We start from the raw sequence: 20995 nt of genomic DNA, 5'->3' as shown, positions 1-20995 counted from the left end.
CGGATCACGAGCGGTCGATGCGGTCCACGAGTTCGCGGGCCAGGGCGAACGCGGAGGTGGCGGCGGGCGAGGGCGCGTTGCGCACATGCGACACCGCCCCGGTCCGAGAGATCGCGAAGTCGTCGACGAGCGTGCCGTCGCGGTCGACTGCCTGGGCGCGTACTCCGGAGTGGAACGAGTCGTCGATCGAGGACCGGGTCAACGACGGGACGTACTGCGCTGCCGCCCGGACATACGCTCGCTTGCTGGTCGCCATCCGGATCTCGTCGATCCCGGTGCGCCAGTAGGTGCGTGCCACGTGCCAGGTGCCTGGCCAGCTGACGGTGTCCCAGATGTCACGGGGTCGTGCCCGGCGGAACAGGTAGCCGTCGCGCGACGGCACGAGCATGGCGGTGGGGCCCAGCATCACGTCGCCGTGGACGTGCTTCGTTACATGTACGCCGAGGAACGGCAGCGTCGGGTCCGGGACCGGGTATACCATCCCGTTGACGACCGGACGGTCGGTCTGCTTGAGGCGGAGGTAGACCCCTCGGAACGGGACGACGCGCGGGTTCGCAGGTGCACCCGACCGTCGGGCCAGCCGGTCCGACCATAGCCCCGCACAGACGATCACTTGCTTGGCGGTCACCGTGCCGTGCGGCAGGCGCAGGCGGCATTCAGTGCCTTGGGTGATCTCACGGACCTGCTCGCCGAAGCGGAAGTCGACGCCCTTGCCTTCGAGTTCTTTGCGGATCGCCCGGGACACGTCGGTGTAGTCGATGATGCCGGTGTTCGGGGCGTGCAGCGCGGCGATGCCGGTCGCGTTGGGTTCGATGTCCCGGATCTCGTCGCCGGAGACACGACGAAGGCCGGGTACGCCGTTCGCCGCTCCGCGCCGTTCGAGTTCGTCGAGTCGGGGTAGCTCGTCCGGTCGCACCGCGACGATCAACTTGCCGCACCTCTCGTGCGCGATGCCTTGCTCCTGGGCGAACTCGTACATCAACGCCGCGCCCTCAACGCACAGTTTGGCTTTCAGCGAACCAGGCTCGTAGTAGATCCCCCCGTGGATGACCCCGGAGTTGTGCCCCGTCTGGTGCGCGGCCACGTCGGCTTCGCGCTCGACGACCACGATCGACGCGTCGGCTCTGCGGTTCGAGACCTCCAGCGCGACCGCCAGACCAACGATCCCTGCGCCCACCACGGCCACGTCGTACTCGGCCACTTTCGCTCCTCGACGTCCGGCCTCAACAGGCTCTATCAAATAGAATCATCATAACAAATTGAGGCCGCATCACACTCCACTCGATCCTGACCGAGGGCGGACTCGACCTGGTACGGCGCAACGGTGCCGCCGGAAGGCCGGCACTCGTCGGAGAGATCATCGGCGGCGCCAGCCTCTACGAGTTCGTCGACGGCAATCCGTCGGTTCAGATGGCGCCGGGCAACGTGACCCACGCGCTTTCTGCGTTGTCGTCACCGAGTACGGGATCGCCGACCTTCGAGGGTGCACCGCGCGGGAACATGCCGACCGCCTCCTCGAGGTGGCGCACCCGGACCACCGTGCGGAGCTCGCGACCCAGTGGCGTCGTGCGGAGGACGACGCCAGCCGGGCCCGCGCCGTCACTCGGTCCAGACAGGCTCGCGCCTCTCGTGGAAGGCGGCGACGCCTTCGGCGGCGTCGGGCAACGACGTCGCGACCGTGAGCATGGCCTGCAGCTCCGGTAGCGCCTGGGCCGAGGTCTGGTCGAGCATCCGGTAGAACGCGGGCCGTCCCAGCCGAATGGCCCCTGGTGAGCGGGTGGCCAGCCGCGCCGCCAGTTCGTCGACCGTCGCGTCGAGGCCGTCTTCAGACGTCAGCCGGCTCACGAAACCCAGCTCACGGCCCTCGGCCGCCGTCACTCGACGGCCGGTGAGGATGAGGTCGAGGGCGTCTTTGGGTCGCATCGACCTGACCAGCGGAACTGAGATCATGTAGGGCCACAGTCCGATGTTCACCTCTGGCGCCCCGAACGTGGCGCGTTCGGAGGCGACGACGAAGTCGCAGGCGAGGGCCAGGCCGAAGCCGCCGGCGAGAGCGTACCCTTGCACGCGCGCGACGGTCGGTTTGCCGAGCTCGTACATCTCGGTGAACAGCGAGGCGAGATGACCGCGTCCGGCGTGTGCGGCCTCGGCACCGTCCTTGGCGCCTCTGAGCCCGCCGAGGTCCGCCCCGGAGCAGAATGCCGTGTCGCCGGCACCGCCGAGCACGACGACCCGTACCCCCGGATCTTCGTCCGCCTGCCGAAACGCCTCACGCAGGTTTCGGATGGTGCCGAATGACATCGCGTTTCGTTTGGGCTCTCGATTGATCGTCACACGCGCGACGTGCCCGCTGACCTGGTAGAGCACGTCGGGCGGAAGTTCCTGGAGCGGGTCGGTCATGCTGCCTCCTCGCAGACGTGGCAACGGGTTCGGCTCACGGAGCCGCCTGACGCACCACACGGGTGCACCTGGCACCGCTTGCGTGGCCGCACACGTTGACGAATTCACTCGTAATGATAATACTAAATACAAGCTGCGCCCGCGAGGGCCGCCCCTCGCGGGCGCAGCTCACCTCACTCGTCGGCTTCCCACCCTGGATGGAGATGGCGCAGGATGACCCAGACGCCGGACGTGCTCTGGCGGCCACGACCAGGGACGACGTCGGAGCTCACGAGGTTCGCTGATCGACTGAGAGGACGGGGTGTCGATCTTCCCGACTACGAGGCGCTCCGCACCTGGTCGGTCGAGAACCTCGACGAGTTCTGGCTCGAGGCTTGGCGCCACTTCGACTTGCTGACCTCGACCGAGCTGCACCGGGCGCTGGTTGAGGACACGATGCCTGGGGCGATCTGGTTCCCGGAGGTGGCGACGAACTACGCGGCGGCCGTGCTGCGCCTGCCTGGACGGACCGACGACGACACGCGGGGCACCGGCCCGCTCAACACGTGGGCAGCCGTGGAGAGCGGGACCTCCATGGTCGACGCCAGCCTCGGCGGTCTCGGCGGGGAACCCAGCGCCGTTGAGCAGAACCGCTCCGGGGAAACCGGCAACGTCGCGACCGAGGACCTCGTGGTCGCGCTCGAGCGAGCCGGAGTGGCCACGGAGATCGATGTCCCGGCTCTGCGGGAAGCCGGGCGCCTGCAGGAGCGTATGACGGGCGTCAGCTCTAGAGCTCGGGTTCTCCGCACCGGGTCCGGGCTCGGCGCGCCGACGTGAGCTGCGCGCTGGCGTTTCCAAACGAGCAACAACAGTGACCGTTCAAGGGACAGGACAGGGGCATGACGGCGTTGAGTGAGACGGCCACGCAAGCAACCTCGTGGACTCTTTCGGAGAACCAGCAGGCGATCGGTGCGGCAGTGGCCGAGGGGATGACGAAATTCGGTCTCGACTACTGGCACGAATGCGACGAGACGGCCACATTCCCGCATCAATTTTTCGAGTTCGCGGCCGCGCAGGGGTGGCTCGGTGTCGCGATGCCAGAGGAGTACGGCGGCGCCGGTCTGGGGATTTCCGAGGCCGCTGTCATGCTGGAGGGAATTGCCAAAGTCGGCGGACTGACCGCGAGCAGTGCCATCCACATGAACGTGTTCGGAACGAACGTCGTGGTCAAACACGGCAGCGACCAGATGCGCCGCGAAGTGTTGCCCGAGGTGTCGTCCGGGCGGATGAAGGTGGCCTTCGGTGTCACCGAGCCGAACGTCGGGCTCGACACGACCAGATTGAAGACGAAGGCGGTGCGGCGCGGCGGCGACTGGGTCGTCAGCGGACGCAAAGTGTGGATAAGCACCGCCCAGATCGCCGACAAGATCCTGCTGTTGACCCGCACCAGCGAACGGGATCCCGCCCGGAAGTCGCGCGGTCTGACCCTGTTCTTCACCGACCTCGACCGGTCGAAGATCGACGTCCGTGAGATCCACAAGACCGGACGCGCCGCCGTGGACTCCAACGAACTGTTCATCGATGACCTGGTCGTCCCTGATTCCCATCGCGTCGGCGAAGTGGACCGAGGCTTTCACTGCCTGCTTGACGGGCTGAACCCCGAGCGCATCCTGGTGGCCAGCGAGGCGATCGGCATCGGCCGCGGCGCCCTGCAGATGGCTGTCTCCTACGCCAAAGAACGCATCGTCTTCGACCGGCCGATCGGCCAGAACCAGGGGATCCAGTTCCCACTGGCGAAGGTCTACGCCGAGTTGGAGTCCGCGTGGCTCATGGCGATGCGGGGCGCCGCGCTCTATGACTCCGGTCAAGAATGCGGTGCGGAGGCCAACATAGCCAAGTACCTGGGTGGCGAATACGGCTTCAAAGCCGCGGACGAAGCCATGCAGACGCTCGGCGGGTACGGCTACGCACGCGAATACCACGTCGAGCGGCTCTGGCGGGAAGTCAAGTTGTGCCGAATCGCGCCAGTGACGCCGCAACTCATTCTCGCCTACCTCGCCGAGAACAAGCTGGGTCTGCCGAAGTCGTACTGATTTCTCCAGGTTCAGGCCACGAACAGGGTTGGCGCCGAGCCGGTCCGTGGTGTCGTGGCTGACGCGGGACCGCTCGACGCGGGAGCCGGGTGGTGCGGCCGACTTGATCGCCGGCAGCGCCGACCCTCTTCTCGATCACGACCACTGTCGGCCGACGCACCGTCAAGCGCGTGGCGTCAGACGTCTCCGCGTCGAACGTGTTGGCGCGGCAACCTTCGCAAAGACCAACCCGGCAAGGCTAACCTGTCTAGCGATCTTTCGTCGCTGGGGCCTGTACATCTGTGCCATGTCCCAGGATACGGGGACGAGGCGGGCGTTCTCGATTTAGATGTCGACCTGGTAGGGGGCGGGTAGCGCCTGGCGGAGTCTGGGTGGAGTCTGGGCCTGGTCGGCGCCATCAGGCCGTGCAGGAACGACCGCGCCCGCCCGCGGGACTCGACGCGGGAGAAACAGCGATCGATCTGGGCTGCGAGGGCCTCGACCTCTGATCGCCACCTGTCAAGGTCTACGCTGGGGTGGTACAACCACCGGCCGATCTTCGAGAATCGCCCCAAACCCGCAATGATCACCTGTCGCCTCTTCATGCTCGGACACCGACGCGCCGCTCAGGCCAGCCCGGCCACCCAACCCCAGCCCGCCAGATCCAGAAGATCACAAAATTCGGCCCGGAGTACTAGGATAATGATTCATCGAGAATCAAGGACGGGAGGCTCCGCATGCAACGGGCTGTGCTGATGGGCCGGATCGCAGGCCGGTCGCTGAAGCGTGCCGAGCACGTCGCCCGCGAGATCCTAGCCGACGTGGTCGAGCGCGAGTTGCCGCCGGGAACGCCGCTGCCGCCCGAGGCGGTGATGCTCAAAGAGTACGAGGTAAGTCGCGGCACGTTCCGAGAGGCGCTCCGCATTCTGGAGGTTCACGGCTTGATCACGATCAAGCCGGGGCCGAGCGGAGGGCCTCGTATCGCCGCGGTCACCGCGCGAGAGTTCGCCCGGACGGCGACGTTCTACTACCGTGCGATGGGAGCCACGTTCGGCGACCTCGTCCAGACGCGCCTGGTCGTCGAGCCGATGATGGCTAGGCTGGCGGCCCGGAACTGCACTGCGGCGGACGCGACCGGCTTCGAAGATAACCTGGCCATGGCCAAAGTCGCCGCTCCGAAAGAGAGCCTGCGGCTCGCGTTCGAGTTCCACGAGATGATCGGACGTATTTGCGGCAACCAGGTGCTTGCGATGTTCGATAGGTCTATGGGCGAGATTTTCGACATGTACTCCTTGAACTCGCTGCCAGAGCGTGAGAACGAGCTCCATCTCCGCGCCCACGGCAACATCGCCCGCGCGATCATCGACGGCGACCAGGACCGTGCCGAGGCGAGCATGAGGAAGCATCTCGAGGGAATCGTCCGCGACTTCGAGCAGCGGAACGGAGACATCGTCGACCAGGTCGTCGACTGGCTCTAGACCTGGTTGGACGTCAACTGAAGTCGGGACGCCGATGCTGTCTGGTGGCGGCGGCCGCCTCCTTCGACTCGGGAAGAGCGCTCATGATCGCGGTGCCGAGCTGCTCGACGTGAAGGCCGGAAGCGAGGTCGCGGTCTTCGGTCAGGTTGAGCACCTCCTTCATGAGCCGCACCGCCTGCGGCCCCTTCCGGGCGATCTGGGAAGCCATCGCGATGGATTCGTCGAGCAACGACTCTCGGGAGGTCACTCGCACAACTCCGCCGTATCGAGCCACTTCCGCCGCCGGAATTCGTTCACGGCTGAGCGCCATCCACCTCAGTACGGTCGCCGGGACGAGGCGGCTCATGTGCTTGCTGCCTCCCATGACGCCTACGTCGATTTCGGGCAACCCGAAGACGGCATTGTCCGAGGCGACAACTATGTCCGCTGAGGCGGCCAAGGTGGCGCCGGCGCCGAGTGCGGGACCGCCGACGGCGGCTAGCACGGGCAGATCGCAGTCACGGACGGCCGCGAAGCACTCCCGCACCATGCGCGCCCGCGCCAGCGCAGTAGTCGGAGACAGGTCGACGACCTCGTTCTTGTCCCCGCCGGCGCAGAAGGCTCGTTGACCTTCCGCGTACAGCACGACGCAGCGTTCGTCGCCCGAACCCGCGGCCCGAAAGACCTCGGCGAGTTCGCGGTACATCGCCGTCGTCAGAGCGTTGACGGGCGGGTTTCGCAAGGTCACGAGCATTACATGTGAGATCCTCGATTCGACGAGGATGGCGCCTGTCGCCACCTGTCGCGCCTCCTTCCGGTCGCGGCCGCCGGGTACTGGGCCGCCGTCACGCGCCGAACAGCGCCGGGTTAGCCCGAAGGTGCCGGGCGAGCTCGTCCCGGTGCGCGGGGTCGGCGACCGCGACGAGCCGCTCGGCGCGTTCGCGAGCGGACGCGCTGTCCAGCACCGCGGCACCGTGTTCGGTTACGACCCTGCGTACCAGCGTTCGGGGGAGGGAGACCATGCCTCCCGACAGTCGCGGGACGATGCGACTGGTCCCGTCGGCGGTCGCCGAATGCAGCATGATGACCGAGTCCGCGGTCGCCTGAGACGTCGCCGCGGCGACGCCGAAGTCCATGGCACCGCCCACGCCACTGAACTGCGCGCCGCCCCGGACCTCCAGATTGGCTTGTCCGAGGAGGTCGACCTCGAGTGCCGAACCGAGGACCACCAGCCCCTTCCGCTCGAGCAGCCCTTTCATAGCGTGGGTGCGCCGGCCGTCCGCCATGGTGACGCGGCGGTTTTCCCGGACGTAGTCGTACAAGGCCGACGAGCCGACGATCTCGCCCACGATGGCCTGCGGCCCTTCGTCGGTCAGCGCCCTATGCTTCACGAGTTCGAGGAACGAGTCTGTGAGCATGGAGAACTGCCGTAGATTCCTGCGACCGAGATCGACGAGTCCGGCGATCACCGCGTCCGGCAGCACGCCGACGCCCACCTGAAGCAGGGCCCCGTCGGGGATGGTCTCGGCAACGGACATGGCCAGCGCTCGGTCGCGAGGGCCGGCCGGCCGGTTGGTGAGCACGGGAAGTTCTGCCTCGTCGTGCACGATGACGTCCAGCGCGGAGGCTGGGATGACGCTGTCGCCGAAGGTGTAGGGCATGAGTGGGTTGACCACGCCGATCACCGTTTCGGCGTGGTCAACCGCGACCCGGCCGTAGCTCACGCTGGTTCCGAGGGAGTAGTTGCCGTCCGGACCGGGGGCGACCTGCACGATGGCCACGTCGATCTTGATACGCCGGAGCCAGTCGACGGCCTGCGACCAGCTGAACGGCATGAAGGAGACACGGGATGGGTCCACGCGGTGCGACGAGGAGGTAGGCATCAACCAGGTGCGGAAACGGAACGACTCTTCAGGAGCGTCGAGCACCGGGTACCCGTCGAGCAGGACGCCAGCGGTGATCGTGACGTCGCGCAGTTCGTGCGCGCGCCCGCACACCGCTCTCACGAGGCCGATTGGCTCGGCCGCTAGGCACCCGACGACTACGTGATCACCCGACTTCACCAGTGCTGCCGCCTCTTCCAGGCTGACCTCGATGGGGGACGGCGTCATGGCTGAGTCACCTCGGTGGTCGAGCCGGAGATCGTCGGGCAAGTAAATCTGTCATAATCATACTATTAAAAGCGACGCCGGCTGACTCGTGCGGTGGCGTGGCGCCCCAACGTCTCAGGCTGAGAGCGGCGGGGACGGTGGTGGCCGTCTCGATGTCGTGACGGGTGGGTTCGAGCAGCGGTAACCCGCAGCCGCGGCGACACCCGGCTGGCGGGTGTCGACTCCGGGTCGCCGTCGGTGCGGTTGACCTGCGCTGCGAGTACCTCCCTCGTGGCCACGCCGGTGCGAAGCCGGCTGGCCAGCACCGGCTTCCGACCGAGCGCCAAGCAATTTTGCGGTGACGCTTGACACACCTATATCTATTAGGACGATTATATGAGTATTGCGACGCGGGGCGCCGGACGTGCCCGAGGGGCCGGACGGCCACGCGGACGGAGGTAGCGCGAGTGCTAGTCGCATCGGTGGTTGGGCCGGGCATCCCGGTAGACGGCGGTTCCGGCGGTCGTGCGGAAGACGCCGGCTTCGACGTCCGGGACTGCGCTGGCGAGGTGGTCGCTCGGGTCGACGAGTGCTCGCCGGGCGACGTCGACTCGCTGGTTCGCGCCGTGACAGCGGCTGCTGCCCGCTGGCGGTCGAGGCCGGCGCACTCCCGGGTGCGCGCGATGCTCGACTGGGCGGCAGCGCTCGACGGCGAGCGGGGCAGGCTGGCGGAATTGCTCGCCGCAGAGGCGGGTGCGTTGAGGTCGGAGGCTGAGCTGGAGGTCGACCGCGCGGTCGACTGGATCCGCTACTACTCCGGACTGGTCGGCAAGGTCGACGGTCGAGTCTTCGGCGGCATCCCTGGCCAGTTTGGCTACACCGCGCGCGAGCCGTACGACGTGGTGGCCGGCGTCAACGCGGCAGTCGGAGCTCTCGCCCTGTTCGCGGGGCAGGCGAGCCTGTCCCTCGCCAGTGGCAGCGGCTACCTCTTCAAGGCTCACGCGGAGGCTCCGCTCGCCCCGCTGATGATGGCCGAGCTGGCGCAGGCGGCCGGCGTGGAGCCGGTCGCGGCGGTCGCGGGTTCGACACAGGTCGGCGAGTACGTGTCGACCCACACTGGCGTAGGTCTGTTGGCGTTCACCGGCAGGTCTCCCGTTGGCCGAGAGGTCATTGCAGGGTCGGTCAAGGAAGTGACGCCGCTGGTGATGGGTCTCGGCGCCAGGAACGCGGCTCTGGTGCTCGACGACGCCGCATTGAGTACCGTCGTGCCGGCTGTGCTGCACTCGCGGTTCTCCCGCGCCGGGCAGGAGTGGTTCGGCGTCGCCCACGTGTACGTGCACGAGAGTCTGTTCGAGGACTTCGTGGCCCGTGCCGTGGCCTTGGCGGACCGAATCAAGGTCGGTCCAGCGTCCGACCCCGACTCGTTGATGGGCCCGTTGCTGTCGCGACAGCGTCGTCAGCTCCTCGAGACGGCGCTCGCGGCAGGAGTGGCCGACGGCGCACGGGTGCTTGCCGGTGGTCGACCGCCGGCAGACCTCCCCGACGGCGCGTACTTCGCACCGACGGTCGTCGTCGACGCGTCGCCGACGAACCCGCTGCGACGCGACGAGGTGGTCGGACCTGTTCTGACGGTCTCGTCGTTCGGCGATGTGGACCAGGTCGTCGCCCAAGCGAACGCGTCGCAGTCCGGAGCGGTGATGCAGGTCTGGGGCCGCGACGTGCGAACGCTCAAGTCGGTCTCGGACAGGCTCGAGGCGGGCGCGATCTGGATCAACACGGCGGACGGGCTGTCTCCCGAGGTCCCGATCGGGAGTTGGAAGAGCAGCGGGTACGGGACCACGGGCGGTGTCAGCTCGCTGGACTACTTCACTCGTACCAAAGCGATCATGTGGGACCTCACTCCACTGTCAGACCGTGCGCCTTCGCTCGCGAAGCTCGCGCACGCCACCAAGGTCGGAGGGGCTGCAAATGCTTGATCAGATGCATCGTGTCGAGGCTGTCGGCGCCGCCGAGACCTACGTCAGCCACGGCGACTACCTGGCTCTCGAGAATCCTGCTACCGGCAAGGTGTTCGCCGAGGCGCGGGAAGCGGACGAAGGACTTGTCGACCAGGTGGTCAGCGGTGCTCAAAACACTTTCCGTCGGCAGTGGCGAGGCACGAGTCCGCTGGATCGCGCCCGCTTGCTCGTTCGCTGGGCGGACGTCCTGATGGAACACCAGGATGAACTGGCCCGGATCGAGTCCACCGACGTCGGCCACCTCTACCGAGAGTCGGCCGCAGACGTGGCCAACGCCGCGAAATGGCTGCGGTACTTCGCGGGTGTGGCCGACAAGATCGAGGGTGACGCGGTGGACGCGCACCCCGATCGCGTCGCGCACGTGACGAGGGAGCCATTCGGCGTCGTCGCGGGGGTGAACAGCTTCAACGGCAACATCCTCATGTTCGGGATCAAGGCGGCGCCCGCCCTGGCCGCCGGGAACTGCCTCGTGCTCAAGGCTCCGGAGCTCGCCCCGCTCTCGTCGTTTCGGATGGCTGAACTCGCCATCGATGCGGGGATCCCGCGAGGCGTGGTGAGTGTGATCACCGGACGCGGCCAGGTGACAGGGAACGCGCTCCTGAGGCACCCGGCCGTCGGCATGGCAATCTTCACAGGCGGTCTCGGCGCGGCGAAGGCGGTGATTCGCAGCTCTGCGGTGAACGCGATTCCGCTCTGCCTGGAGCTTGGTGGCAAGAACGCCGTCATCCTGCTCGACGACGTCGACGTCGACCGAGTAGTGCCGCACCTGCTGCACTCCAACTTCGTCAAGTGCGGCCAAAGCTGCGCGGCCGGCTCAAGGATCTTCGTGCCGCGCCCGCTGGCTGACGAGTTGACCGGTCGGTTGGCTGCCGCCGCCAGCCGCCTTCGGCCGGGCGACCCCTTCTCTCCCGACTCGGACATGGGGGCAGTCATCAGCGAGACCCAAGTTGCTCGCATCGAGGACCTCGTCAACCGCGGCACCGCCGCCGGCGCCACGAGGCTGGCCGGTGGCCACCGAGCGCACGGGCGCCCAGACGTCGAGCACGGACACTTCTTCGAACCGACCGTGCTCGCCGACCTCATGGACAGCAATGTCGCCGCGCGTGAGGAAATCTTCGGTCCGGTCGTGGGGGTGCTCACCTACGACGACGTGGACGAGGTGGTCTCCCGCGCCAACGGCTTGGACCTCGGACTTAGCGCACAGATCTGGGGAAACGACTCGTCCACCATCCACTACGTGGCCCGGCGGCTGGAGGCAGGCACAGTCTGGGTGAACACCTACCGGGCGATCCATCCGAGTTCTCCGTACGGCGGCTACAAACACAGCGGCTACGGTCGGGAGAACGGGCCGGAGGTCCTGAAGACCTACACCCGAGGCAAAACCACGGTATGGGCGTACGGCGACATTCCCAACCCGTACGCTCAGCTCTCCGGAGCTTCCTGATGGCGGGCCGGCTCGACGGCAAAGTCGCCGTCATTACGGGCGCGGCGTCGGGCCAAGGCGCGGCGGCTTCGGAGGTGTTCGCTGCCGAAGGCGCGAGTGTGGCCATGCTGGACATTGACGGCGACCGAGTTTTCCGCGCCGCCGCGGCGATCGGTTCCCCGAATGTCAAGCCCTTTGCTTGCGACGTGTCCAGTTCCACGAGTGTCCGGGAAGCGATAGCCGGGATCGTGGCCGCGTTCGGACGCATCGACGTGCTGTACAACAACGCCGGGGTAGCGCTCAGGAGTGCGGGGGAGTGGGACGACACCCAGGACGGTCTCACCGGTGACATCACCGAGGAGGTGTTCGACCGGGTTCTCGGGATCAATTTGAAGGGCGTCTTCTTGATGAGCAAGTACGTCCTGCCGCACATGGTCAAGCAGGGCGGCGGATCGATCATCAACGTTTCCGCTCTCGCGGGTGCCCACGTCGGGACGACGAACCACGCCTACTGTGCGTCCAAAGCCGGCATCGTCGGCCTGTCGAGGGCGCTTGCGCTCGGTTACGGTCCGGCCGGAGTCCGAACGAACGTACTGTGCCCCGGTCTGATAGAGACACCTCTCGTCTCTCACATCCTGGGTGATTCTGAATGGACGGAAAAATATTCCAAGGGGTCGCCGCTCGGGCGCCTCGGAAGACCTGAAGAAATGGCGCAGGTGGCTCTCTTCCTCGCGTCCGACGAGTCTAGTTTCATGACCGGCTCGGTGGTCACCGCCGACGGTGGCGTAATGATCAGCTGATGCTTTCAGGTGGCTCGGCCGTAGCGAAGACTAAGATGTCGGCGCCGATCTCTCGGCCGTGGGCCGCCGTGGACAACCTGGTCCGTACCAAGATCGGTGCCGAGACCTGGGACGCGTCTGACATTCCAGCTCCACTGGTGACGGTGGAGAACGCCAGCGAGTTCCTCGACGCCTCGTACCCGTTCGTCGACTTCGAACAGACGTTCGCCTCGCACTGGCGATAGCCGACCATCGAAACGGCTCGAGGAGGCGCGATGAGCGACCGAAAGCTGCTGGAGATCGCGCACTTCACTAAGAAGTACGGTCCCGCCACCGTTCTGCGCGACGTGAGTGTCACCGTGGGCAGTGGCGAGTTCGTCGGCCTCCTCGGGCCGAACGGCGCCGGCAAATCGACGTTGATCAAGATTCTGGCAGGCGTCGTGCGGCGGGACTTCGGCGATCTGAAGTTCGACGGGCGACCTCGTGCCCACTTGGCCGGTCTCCCGCGTGCGGGTTTCGTCCACGCGACCGCCGACATCGCCAACAACTTCCTGATCCCGGCATTCGCGGCGGCGTTCCTGTCCACCGTGGTGCTCTCGGCTGGCCGGTTCCACGTGTGGGGGGCCGTCGTCGGCGGTGTCGTCCTCGTGTGGATCAGGCAAGGCCTGGTCGCGGGCGGCGTGCCTTTCTCCTGGTCCGACGTGGTGAACGGCGTCATCCTGGCGGCAGCGGTAGCGGTCTCCACCGTGCTCCACCGGAGGGCACGCCGGTGAGACGGACCGGACCGTTCGCCCGGCGACCGTGTACCCGATCCCAGCTCGTCGGCTGCAACTGGACTGCGACTACCGAAGGAGACCAGCATGAGTGACAAGGGTGCCGCTCACGGCTGGATCGTGGGCATTGACGTCGGGGGGACCTTCACCGACGTCATCGGGCTTAATCGCGTCACTGGCGAGACCCGCGACGGGAAGGTGCTGTCGACGAAGGAACAGGAAGTCGGAGTCCTGCAGGCGCTTACCGCGATCGACGTCGCCGTGGCGGACGTCGCGGAGATCGTCCATGGCCACACGGTGGGAATCAACGCCCTGCTTAGCAGAGCTGGCGCGACCACTGGACTGCTGGCGACGCGTGGTCATCGCGACCTGCTTGACATCGGCCGTATGAACCGCGATTTCGGCGAGAACTTCTACGACCCGACGTGGCTTCGACCGCACCAGCAACGGCCTGTCGTCGAGCGCCAGTACCGCGTCGGGATCCCCGAACGCATCACCTCTGACGGTTCGGTCCTGCTCCCGCTGGACGAAGACGCGGTCCGCGACGCCGCCAGGTCGTTCGCGAGCCGAGGGGTGACGTCGGTGGCCGTGTGCTTCATGAACTCCTACGTGAACCCGATGCACGAGCGACGTGCTGCGGAGATCGTGGCCGAGACCATGCCGGGCGCTTACGTCCAGACCTCAGCCCTGTATCCGGTGACGAAGGAACACGAGCGAACCACGACGGTGGCTCTCGACGCCTACGTCGGCCCGGCGGTACGCGGCTACCTGGATCGACTCCAGGTCGCTCTGGCCGCCGAGTCGTTCGCCGGAACTTTATGGATCATGATGATGAACGGTGGAGTGGCCACCGTCGAGGGGGCGTGCGAGGCTCCTGTGTTTCAACTTGTGTCAGGCCCCGTAGGCGGAGTGAGTGCGACCACCCACCTCGCGAACGACTGCGGAGCGGAGAACCTCCTCACGATGGACGTCGGCGGGACCAGCACCGACGTGGCGGCAATCGTCGGAGCGAAGACACCGCTGACTGACCTGTGGACCCTCGAGCAGGGGCTCACTCTGACGATGCCGCTCGTCGACGTCGGGAGCGTCGGATCCGGAGCAGGGAGCATCATCGGCCAGGACGCGCTGGGGAAGGTGTCTGTAGGCCCTCGCTCGGCGGGGTCGAACCCAGGTCCGGTCTGCTACGGCCGCGGCGGGACCGAACCGACGCTCACGGACGCGTGCGCAGCGCTCGGCATCCTTCAGCCGGACCTGTTCGCCAACGGGTCGCTCCGGCTCGACGTCGACGCGGCGTTGGAGGCGCTCGACCGGACCGGCCGTCAGTGGGGACTTTCCGACATCGACCTGGCCGCAGCGGCCTACCAGGTCGCGTGCGAGGACATCGCCGCGAAGATCCGGTCGATCTCGGTCTACCGAGGTCTCGACATCCGAAACTTCGCGTTGCTTCCGTTCGGCTCGGCAGGACCCATGCTCGCCGACAAGGTCGGGGAGATCCTCGGTGTGGAACGGGTGATCGTTCCTTCCTCGCCGGGACAGTTCTCGGCCATGGGCCTGTTGCGAAGCGACCTTCGGGTCACTCGCGCGGCATCTCCGATGTTGTCCCTCGAACCCGCGAACGCCGCGAGTATCGAGAACGCTTTCAAGGCGTTGGAGACCGACATCATCCAGGATCTCGAAAGCCAAGGCGTGAGCGTCGAGGAACTGACGTTCGACCGGGCTGTCTTCGCCATGTACAAGGGTCAGACGTGGGACAATCGCATGCCGCTGTCGACGGCCAGCGTCACTTCCGATGAAATACCCCCGTTGGTGCGTGACTTCCACCGGTTCTACCAAGACTCCTACGGGTTCTCGGCCGAGGACATTCCCGTCGTCATGACGAGCATCGAGGTCACTGCCGTCATTCCTCGGGCACGAAAGATGCCGTCGACCGCGGTGGGCGACTCGGGCGACTCGCTGCTGAGGACCGCCGATCTCACGGTGCCAGGATCTGCCACCGCCTTGTGTGTCCCCGTACACAAACGAGAACGACTGCGGCCTCACGTGATCGTCCTCGGTCCCGCGCTCGTCTCGGAGAAGTACGCCTCGACACTCGTACTCCCAGGCCGCCGGGCCTACATCGACGATTCCAACCTGCTCATTCTCGAATACCAGCGCTAGGAGCACGAGGGCGTGACTACCGCAAACGAAACCGAGGTCCGGGACGTGTCAGCCGACTTCGAGCTCGACATCCTTCGGTACGGGCTCATCGAGGTCGCACGCGAGATGAACGACTCGTTGATGCGCAGCGCTTTCTCGCCCGTGTGCCGGGACATTCTAGACTGCACGACCGGAATCCACATGCGCAACGGCGACGCCTGGGAAACGGTCGCCCAGTGGGAGGGCTGCATGCAGCACGCCTTCACGTCGCAGCACATCGTCAATTTCGTCATGGACGAGTGGGACGTCGACACGCTGCAGCCCGGTGACGTAATCTTGGTGAACGACCCTTGGCGAGGGACGATCCACCAGTCGGACGTCAATCTTCTCCGGCCAGTCTTCGTGAACGACCGCGTCGAGTTCCTGCTGCATTCGACCTCCCATCTCGTCGATCTCGGAGGACCCATCGCCGGCGGGTTCGCAAACGGGGTCCAGACCTCCTTCGAGGAGCAGCTCAAGTTCGCTCCGACGTTGCTCTACGCCAACGACGTGCCGGTCCGCCCGTTGTTCAACTTCATTCTGGAGAACAACCGCGTCCCGTCGATGGTGCTGGGCGATCTCCGCGCGCTTCACGGCTGTCTCGTCGTGGGCGAGCGGCAGCTGCACGCCATGATCGACCGTAGTGGGCTCGACAATGTCCGGTCAGCCGGTCTCTACGCCATCGAGGAGACCGAGGCCAGCATGCGAAGGGGGATCGCCGGTATCCCCGACGGGGACTACCGCGTCGAAGACTTCCTCGACGACGACGGAGTCACCGACGAGAGGGTTCCTGTCGTCGTCACCCTGCGGGTGCGCGGCGACTCGATGGAAATCGACTATTCGGGTACCGGCCGGCAGCCTCTAGGCAACGTGGGAACCGCCTGGTCGGAAGCGACCCGCTGCATCGAATCGGTCAAGTTGATGATTGATCCGCACACGTCGGTGAACAGCGGCACGCTGCGCCCTGTCGAGGTCCTGCTGCCGCCGGGAAGCGTGGTGTGCGTCTTGCCGCCGTCGAGTTGCTCGAACCACACCGACATCGGCTCACGAACGATGAACGGGGTGGTGCGCGCGCTGGGCGACGCCATGGAGCAACGGTCGATCGCGTGCGACTCGGGCACATCGCTGGTCGTCAGCATGGGTGGCATTGACACCCGCCGCGGTCACGAAGGCGATCCGTGGGGCGGGTTCGCCCTCGCCGGCGGAGGATGGGGCGGCACGTGGAAGAGCGACGGCGTCTCCTTCTGCGTTCCGCCGCAGGGAAACTGCCGTACGTCGGTGCAGGAGCATTCCGAGATCGAGTCCCCGCTGATTGTCACTCAGCACGAAATGATGCCGGACAGTGCGGGAGCCGGTCGTTTCCGCGGCGGCTTCGGCGCCGTGTACACAGTGACGACGCAGTCCGAGACGGTGGTGGCGATCACCAGCGACCGCGTGCGGGCAGGCGCGCCAGGCACGGCCGGTGGGGGGAGGGGAATGCCGGTGTACGGGTGGTACATTCGGGATTTCAACCCGTCGATGCACCACGACCCGCTCAATTTGGCAGGGGCCGAACCGCTGTTCGGCGTGTTCGACTCGAATGGCGTTCCCGATCCGGAGCGAGGAGACTTCTGCCTCGGAACCCGATTCACCACAGCCAAGATCTCGGGCCTGGCGCTCAAACCCGGAGACGCGCTTCGGCTCGTGATCGGAGGCGGAGGAGGCTGGGGCGACCCGCTGTCGCGAGACATCGAACGGGTCCAGAGCGACGTGGCCAACCAGCTCTACTCCGAAGCCTTCGTCCGCATTGCCTTCGGTGTGGTCATCGACGGCGGGCGCCTCGACGTCCGGGCCACCGACGATCTGCGGGCGGAACTGCGAGCAGGGCGCGACGACGACGGATGGACAGTACCCGTCGCGCACCCTCTCACGTGGTCTCTCTAGGAGCAGCATCGTGGCGATCGACCGTCTACTTTTCCCCCGTCCTGACGCAGAACGCATCTACGTCAAGCGCCTGCCCGTCGACGACGTCGAGTGTCCGTCTTGCCACGGCACGAACGTGGCCCGTTACCCGGTGGCCAACTACCTCGGACCGCGAATGGTCACGAAATGCCAGGACTGCTTCACTCACCTCTCCGTGGGTCGCCCGGAGCCGAGCGACCATTGGCCGCCGTGGAGGTCTGCCACGCGCGACTGGCCTGCGTCCCGCTTGGGCTGAGCTCGTCGCCGCCTGCCCGTGCCGTAGGGCGATCGCCACGCTGTCGGTCACATCTCTTCGATGTGATGGGCACTAGCTGTGAACGGACCACGACATGCTTGTTGAACACGTAGATGCATGGCGCGCGCACAACTCGGCAGTGGGTGTGTGGAACGCGGCCCTGGGCGAGTGGCCCGCAGAACTCGAGCGAACGTACGCCCGTGAGGTCGAGCGGCTGGGCTATTCCGCGCTGTGGATAGGGGAGAACCCCTACATGAAAGAGGTACTCGTGCACGCAGGACTTCTCCTGAGTGCCACGGAGCGCCTCGTCGTCGGTACGGGAATCGCCAGCGTATGGGCCCGCGACGCGATCGCGACCCACAACGGAGCAGAGGCGCTGGCCGAGGCGTACGACAGTCGATTCGTGCTCGGCCTGGGTGTCAGCCATCGTGTCCTTACCGAAGCCCGCGGGGCGGCCTACACGACGCCGTTGTCCACGATGAAGAACTACCTGACCACGCTGGCCGCCGTCGATTACCACGGGCCGAAGCCCGTGTCTCCCACCCCAATAGTGATCGCGGCGCTGCGCGACAAGATGCTCGCGCTGGCGGCCGAGAAGGCCGACGGCGCCCACACGTACCTCGTGACGCCCGAACACACTGCCCACGCCAGGGCCGTCCTCGGTCCCGAACCACTGCTCGTCGTCGAGCAAGGATTCGTCCTGTCTACTGAACCGTCTGTCGCCCGAGCGGCGGCACGAGAGCACCTTCATTGGTATCTAGGACAGCCGAACTACCAGGCGTCGATGCGTTCCCTCGGCTTTGACGAATCCGACATCATTCACGGCGGATCGGACTGTCTCGTGGACGCGCTTGTCGTCTGGGGAACCGCAGAGGACGTCGCCTCCAGAATCCAAGATCACCGGAGCGGCGGCGCTGACCAGGTGCTTTTGCAACCGGTGGCTGGGAGTCCGACCGAGCAACTTCACGGGCTCGGCCACGTCGCCCGGGTGCTTGGTCTCAGTTGACGTCGGTCTCGACGTAGGCAGGAGTCGCGCGGGTTCGTCGTCGTGTTCTTCGGTTTATGGGCGCGAGCGCTTCCGCGGGTGCGCCGTCGGTTCGCAACCCGCCGCGGGCGCTCGCGAGCGGACGACTGGTCAACGGTCGAACAGCGCGACAATGGGTGAACGGTGGTTGGACCTCGGTGGCGAGTACACGTTCGTTCGTTCATAGACGCACGGAAGTCTACGGACCCACCCTCTCAAGCCATTGAGCCATTCCCGGCAACGGGTCGTTGCGTTGGGTGACCGTCGCAGGCTGTGAGGGAGCTGGGGGTCTGTGCGGGGCTGGAGACGAGGCGACGCGGGGTCTCGGTAGGAAGTAGTCCTTCCACAGATCACTTCTCCGAGAGTCCCGCGTCGTCGATGAGTTTCACATACTGCGCCGAGCTGCCCTTCGGCGATCACACCGTCTTGCGTCTGGCGGGCCTGCTGGTCGCGGAGCGCCAGCGCCGCGGTACCCGGGCGGGCACGCGGACGCTGTCGCCGCTGGAGCAGGCGGTGATGGTGCTGCGCTGGTTCTGTGACGGCACCCGGACCCGCCAGCTGTTCACCGATCATGGAGTGGCTCGGTCGGTGGGCTACCGCTATCTGCACGAGGGCATCGCGGTGCTGGCCTTTCAGGCCCCTGACCTGCGTCGCGCACTGTCCCGGGCCTGCCTGGCCGGTTATGACCACCTGATCGTCGACGGGACGCTGGTCGAGACCGACCGGCTGTCGATGCCCGGACCGACGACGGGAGTGGACCTGTGGTGGTCAGCGAAGGCCCACAACCACGCCGGCAACGTCCAGGTCCTCTCGGCCCCGGACGACGGCTTCCCGCTGTGGGTCTCCGACGTCCGCCCCGGCCGCGAGCACGACACCACCGCGCTGCGCGCCTCGGGCGCGCTGCCGGTACTCGAGGAGTGGACAGCCGACGAGGCGCGCAGGGTCCTGTTCGACCTCGGTTACGAAGGGTTGGGAACCCAGGCCGGCCCGCTCGCGATCCCGTTCAAGAAGCCCAAGGGGGCCGGCCTCACCGACGAACAGAAGGCCCAGCTGAGTCGGCCGTGGGCGCGGTGCCGGGTTACCCCTGGCCCGTTTCCCACGGCCGCTCGCCGAGTCGGGTAGGCCGCCGGCGAGGTGCCCTGGTTGGGTCCTTTTCCGTCGGCCCCCCGCCGAACCCGCCGGGCGGCGTTAACCGCAACGGGCTCTCCAGTGGTTATGCCGTGGGTTGCGTGGTAGGTCGTCCGGCGTGGATGGCTTCGTGGCATGGCCGGCAGGTGACAAGTGTCTTGCGCCGTCGCATGGCCATGAGCCGGACCCACGTCGGCTTCTCGCGTCGTCCTGGTTTGTCGAGGTCCGCGAGGTGGCGGATGTGGTGGACTTCCACCTGATCCGCTGACCCGCATATCTCGCATGCGCCCGCGAGGAGCCGGTGAATCAGCTCGTTTCCGCGGGTTGTAGCCAGGACGGGYTTGTGATCTTCGAGGGTTGCCGTGGGCTGGCGGTGTAGCGGTATGCCGCCGAATCGTGCGACCAGTGGTTTCCTTCCGTCGCTGCGCGGGACGGYGACCTGGAAGCAGGTCCGTGGTCCGTGGTCCGTCTTCACGGTGGTCTTGTACTTGCGGGCCATCGTGTTGACGGTGGACTTGTGCTTGCCTGCCAGGGTCTTGAGCATGGAGGTTTCCATGGTCCAGTGCAGTTTCTGGAGCCGGTAGACGTCTCCGGCGAGTAGGTAGTACTGGACGACGCCCCGGTACTCTGCCTGATATTTCGACACGATGGTGTAGTCGGTGTCGTCAAGCATCTGTGGCCGTTGCGCGGGTTTGCCGCGCCGGCAGTACTGGGCACATTTGTTCCTGATCACTTCCGGGGGGACGCGTAGCCCGATCGCCCCGTTGACCGACCGGCGACCCCGGGCGATCTTGGTGTCGGAGTGCTGGGCCACGATGTCATAGCCGAGGAACCGCGCGCGCCCGGTCTGGGCGTGGGTTATCAGCGTCTTCTCCCTCGACAGTTCCAGTCTGAGTTCGTCAGCGAGGAACCGCCGGATCCTTTCGGTGATCTCAACTGCTTCGGCTTTCGGACCGCTGAACCCGAGGAGGATATCGTCCGCATACCTCACGTACCGGAGCCGCCGATAGTTCGGATCCTGTGGATCCTTGCTGGGCAGCCGGCGGCGTTGCTGCCGGAGCCGGCGTAGTTCCTGCCGGTCCCCGCGCCGCCGAGCACGGGCGATCGCGTACTCCACCTCGTTGTAGGCGGGGTTGGGCCCCCTGAGTCTGCCCCGATTGTAAGCTGGGAGCAGGTGTGTGACGACGAAGCCGTCGAGCCGGTCGAGATAGATGTTTGACAGGACGGGGGACGCCGGACCGCCCTGGGGCGCTCCGGACAGTGTTGCTTCCCATTGCCAGTCTTCCAGATACCCCGCCTGCAACATACCTTTGATGAGCCGGAGGAACCGGCTGTCGTGGATTCTCTCACCCACCGTGTCAAGCATGACCTGGTGGTCAAGTTGCTCGAACGAGTCCACGGCACACTACTGGCATCGAGAACGTTGTGGCCGCGTTTCGTGCCTATGCGCGCGGTGACCTGTGCGCGACGGCGGCGATTG

Annotated in this window: 17 protein-coding genes and 1 pseudogene; 13 read left to right on the top strand and 5 right to left on the bottom strand. The window is 66.3% G+C overall.

Going from position 1 to position 20995, the window contains the following annotated elements; all coding sequences use genetic code 11:
- Positions 1-4: 4 nt before the first annotated feature.
- Positions 5-1201: an L-2-hydroxyglutarate oxidase gene (lhgO, locus tag BCD48_RS05445; RefSeq protein WP_071047193.1), complete on the bottom strand. Its 1197-nt coding sequence runs from the start codon at positions 1199-1201 to the stop codon at positions 5-7.
- A gap of 58 nt (positions 1202-1259) precedes the next feature.
- Here lhgO and BCD48_RS55450 point away from each other — a divergent pair, with 58 nt between their 5' ends.
- Entirely contained in the window at positions 1260-1682 is a 423-nt protein-coding gene (locus BCD48_RS55450) for an acetyl-CoA hydrolase/transferase C-terminal domain-containing protein (protein WP_083418211.1), read from the top strand.
- Here the strand turns inward: BCD48_RS55450 and BCD48_RS05440 are convergent.
- Positions 1600-2400 carry an enoyl-CoA hydratase/isomerase family protein gene (locus tag BCD48_RS05440; protein WP_071047192.1) on the bottom strand — a complete coding sequence of 267 codons (801 nt, stop codon included), beginning with the start codon at positions 2398-2400 and terminating at the stop codon, positions 1600-1602. The two genes, BCD48_RS55450 and BCD48_RS05440, sit on opposite strands and share 83 nt — an antisense overlap.
- Before the next feature lie 213 nt (positions 2401-2613).
- Here BCD48_RS05440 and BCD48_RS52020 point away from each other — a divergent pair, with 213 nt between their 5' ends.
- The 3 genes from BCD48_RS52020 (at position 2614) to BCD48_RS05425 (ending at position 5929) form a co-directional block, all read left to right on the top strand.
- Entirely contained in the window at positions 2614-3216 is a 603-nt protein-coding gene (locus BCD48_RS52020; protein WP_071047190.1) for a hydroxymethylglutaryl-CoA lyase-like TIM-barrel protein, read from the top strand.
- Between the two features lie 62 nt (positions 3217-3278).
- Positions 3279-4472: an acyl-CoA dehydrogenase family protein gene (locus BCD48_RS05430; protein ID WP_071047188.1), complete on the top strand. Its 1194-nt coding sequence runs from the start codon at positions 3279-3281 to the stop codon at positions 4470-4472.
- A gap of 716 nt (positions 4473-5188) precedes the next feature.
- On the top strand, positions 5189-5929 hold the full coding sequence (locus BCD48_RS05425; protein ID WP_083418210.1) for a FadR/GntR family transcriptional regulator: 741 nt from the start codon (positions 5189-5191) through the stop codon (positions 5927-5929).
- 13 nt (positions 5930-5942) lie between these two features.
- On the opposite strand, the gene BCD48_RS05420 is transcribed toward BCD48_RS05425, so the two are convergent.
- Positions 5943-6707, bottom strand: coding sequence for an enoyl-CoA hydratase-related protein (locus BCD48_RS05420; RefSeq protein ID WP_131803796.1), 765 nt, complete (start codon positions 6705-6707; stop codon positions 5943-5945).
- A 46-nt stretch (positions 6708-6753) separates the two neighbouring features.
- Positions 6754-8019, bottom strand: coding sequence for an acetyl-CoA hydrolase/transferase family protein (locus BCD48_RS05415; RefSeq protein WP_071047183.1), 1266 nt, complete (start codon positions 8017-8019; stop codon positions 6754-6756).
- A gap of 446 nt (positions 8020-8465) precedes the next feature.
- On the opposite strand from BCD48_RS05415, the gene BCD48_RS05410 reads away from it, so the two are divergent.
- The 9 genes and pseudogenes from BCD48_RS05410 to BCD48_RS05370 all read left to right on the top strand — a co-directional run.
- Positions 8466-9974 carry an aldehyde dehydrogenase family protein gene (locus tag BCD48_RS05410; RefSeq protein WP_157910436.1) on the top strand — a complete coding sequence of 503 codons (1509 nt, stop codon included), beginning with the start codon at positions 8466-8468 and terminating at the stop codon, positions 9972-9974.
- Between the two features lie 4 nt (positions 9975-9978).
- The gene (locus BCD48_RS05405) at positions 9979-11460 is read left to right on the top strand and encodes an aldehyde dehydrogenase family protein (protein WP_198543096.1); all 1482 of its coding nucleotides are present in this window, start codon (positions 9979-9981) and stop codon (positions 11458-11460) included.
- Complete coding sequence (locus tag BCD48_RS05400) at positions 11460-12239, top strand: SDR family NAD(P)-dependent oxidoreductase (RefSeq protein WP_071047178.1); 780 nt, start codon at positions 11460-11462, stop codon at positions 12237-12239. The genes BCD48_RS05405 and BCD48_RS05400 overlap by 1 nt, the downstream gene beginning before the upstream one ends.
- Positions 12240-12274: 35 nt before the next feature.
- Positions 12275-12463, top strand: a complete 189-nt coding sequence (locus tag BCD48_RS05395) for a hypothetical protein (RefSeq protein WP_071047176.1) — start codon at positions 12275-12277, stop codon at positions 12461-12463.
- A 30-nt stretch (positions 12464-12493) separates the two neighbouring features.
- On the top strand, positions 12494-12991 hold the full coding sequence (locus BCD48_RS05390; protein WP_071047174.1) for an ATP-binding cassette domain-containing protein: 498 nt from the start codon (positions 12494-12496) through the stop codon (positions 12989-12991).
- 87 nt (positions 12992-13078) lie between these two features.
- Positions 13079-15148, top strand: a complete 2070-nt coding sequence (locus BCD48_RS05385; RefSeq protein ID WP_071047173.1) for a hydantoinase/oxoprolinase family protein — start codon at positions 13079-13081, stop codon at positions 15146-15148.
- A 12-nt stretch (positions 15149-15160) separates the two neighbouring features.
- Positions 15161-17089, top strand: coding sequence for a hydantoinase B/oxoprolinase family protein (locus tag BCD48_RS05380; protein ID WP_071047171.1), 1929 nt, complete (start codon positions 15161-15163; stop codon positions 17087-17089).
- A gap of 368 nt (positions 17090-17457) precedes the next feature.
- Positions 17458-18369: a TIGR03620 family F420-dependent LLM class oxidoreductase gene (locus BCD48_RS05375; protein ID WP_071047169.1), complete on the top strand. Its 912-nt coding sequence runs from the start codon at positions 17458-17460 to the stop codon at positions 18367-18369.
- 396 nt (positions 18370-18765) lie between these two features.
- A pseudogene (locus tag BCD48_RS05370) lies at positions 18766-19434 on the top strand (transposase family protein); the annotation flags it as partial.
- Positions 19435-19600: 166 nt separating this feature from the next.
- Here the strand turns inward: BCD48_RS05370 and BCD48_RS05365 are convergent.
- Positions 19601-20914: a reverse transcriptase/maturase family protein gene (locus BCD48_RS05365; RefSeq protein WP_071047167.1), complete on the bottom strand. Its 1314-nt coding sequence runs from the start codon at positions 20912-20914 to the stop codon at positions 19601-19603.
- Positions 20915-20995 lie beyond the last annotated feature (81 nt).

The organism is Pseudofrankia coriaricola (assembly GCF_001854805.1).
Classification (GTDB): domain Bacteria; phylum Actinomycetota; class Actinomycetes; order Frankiales; family Frankiaceae; genus Pseudofrankia.
The sequence above is the reverse complement of the archived record's forward strand: the minus strand, read 5'-3'. Positions and strand labels throughout refer to the sequence as shown.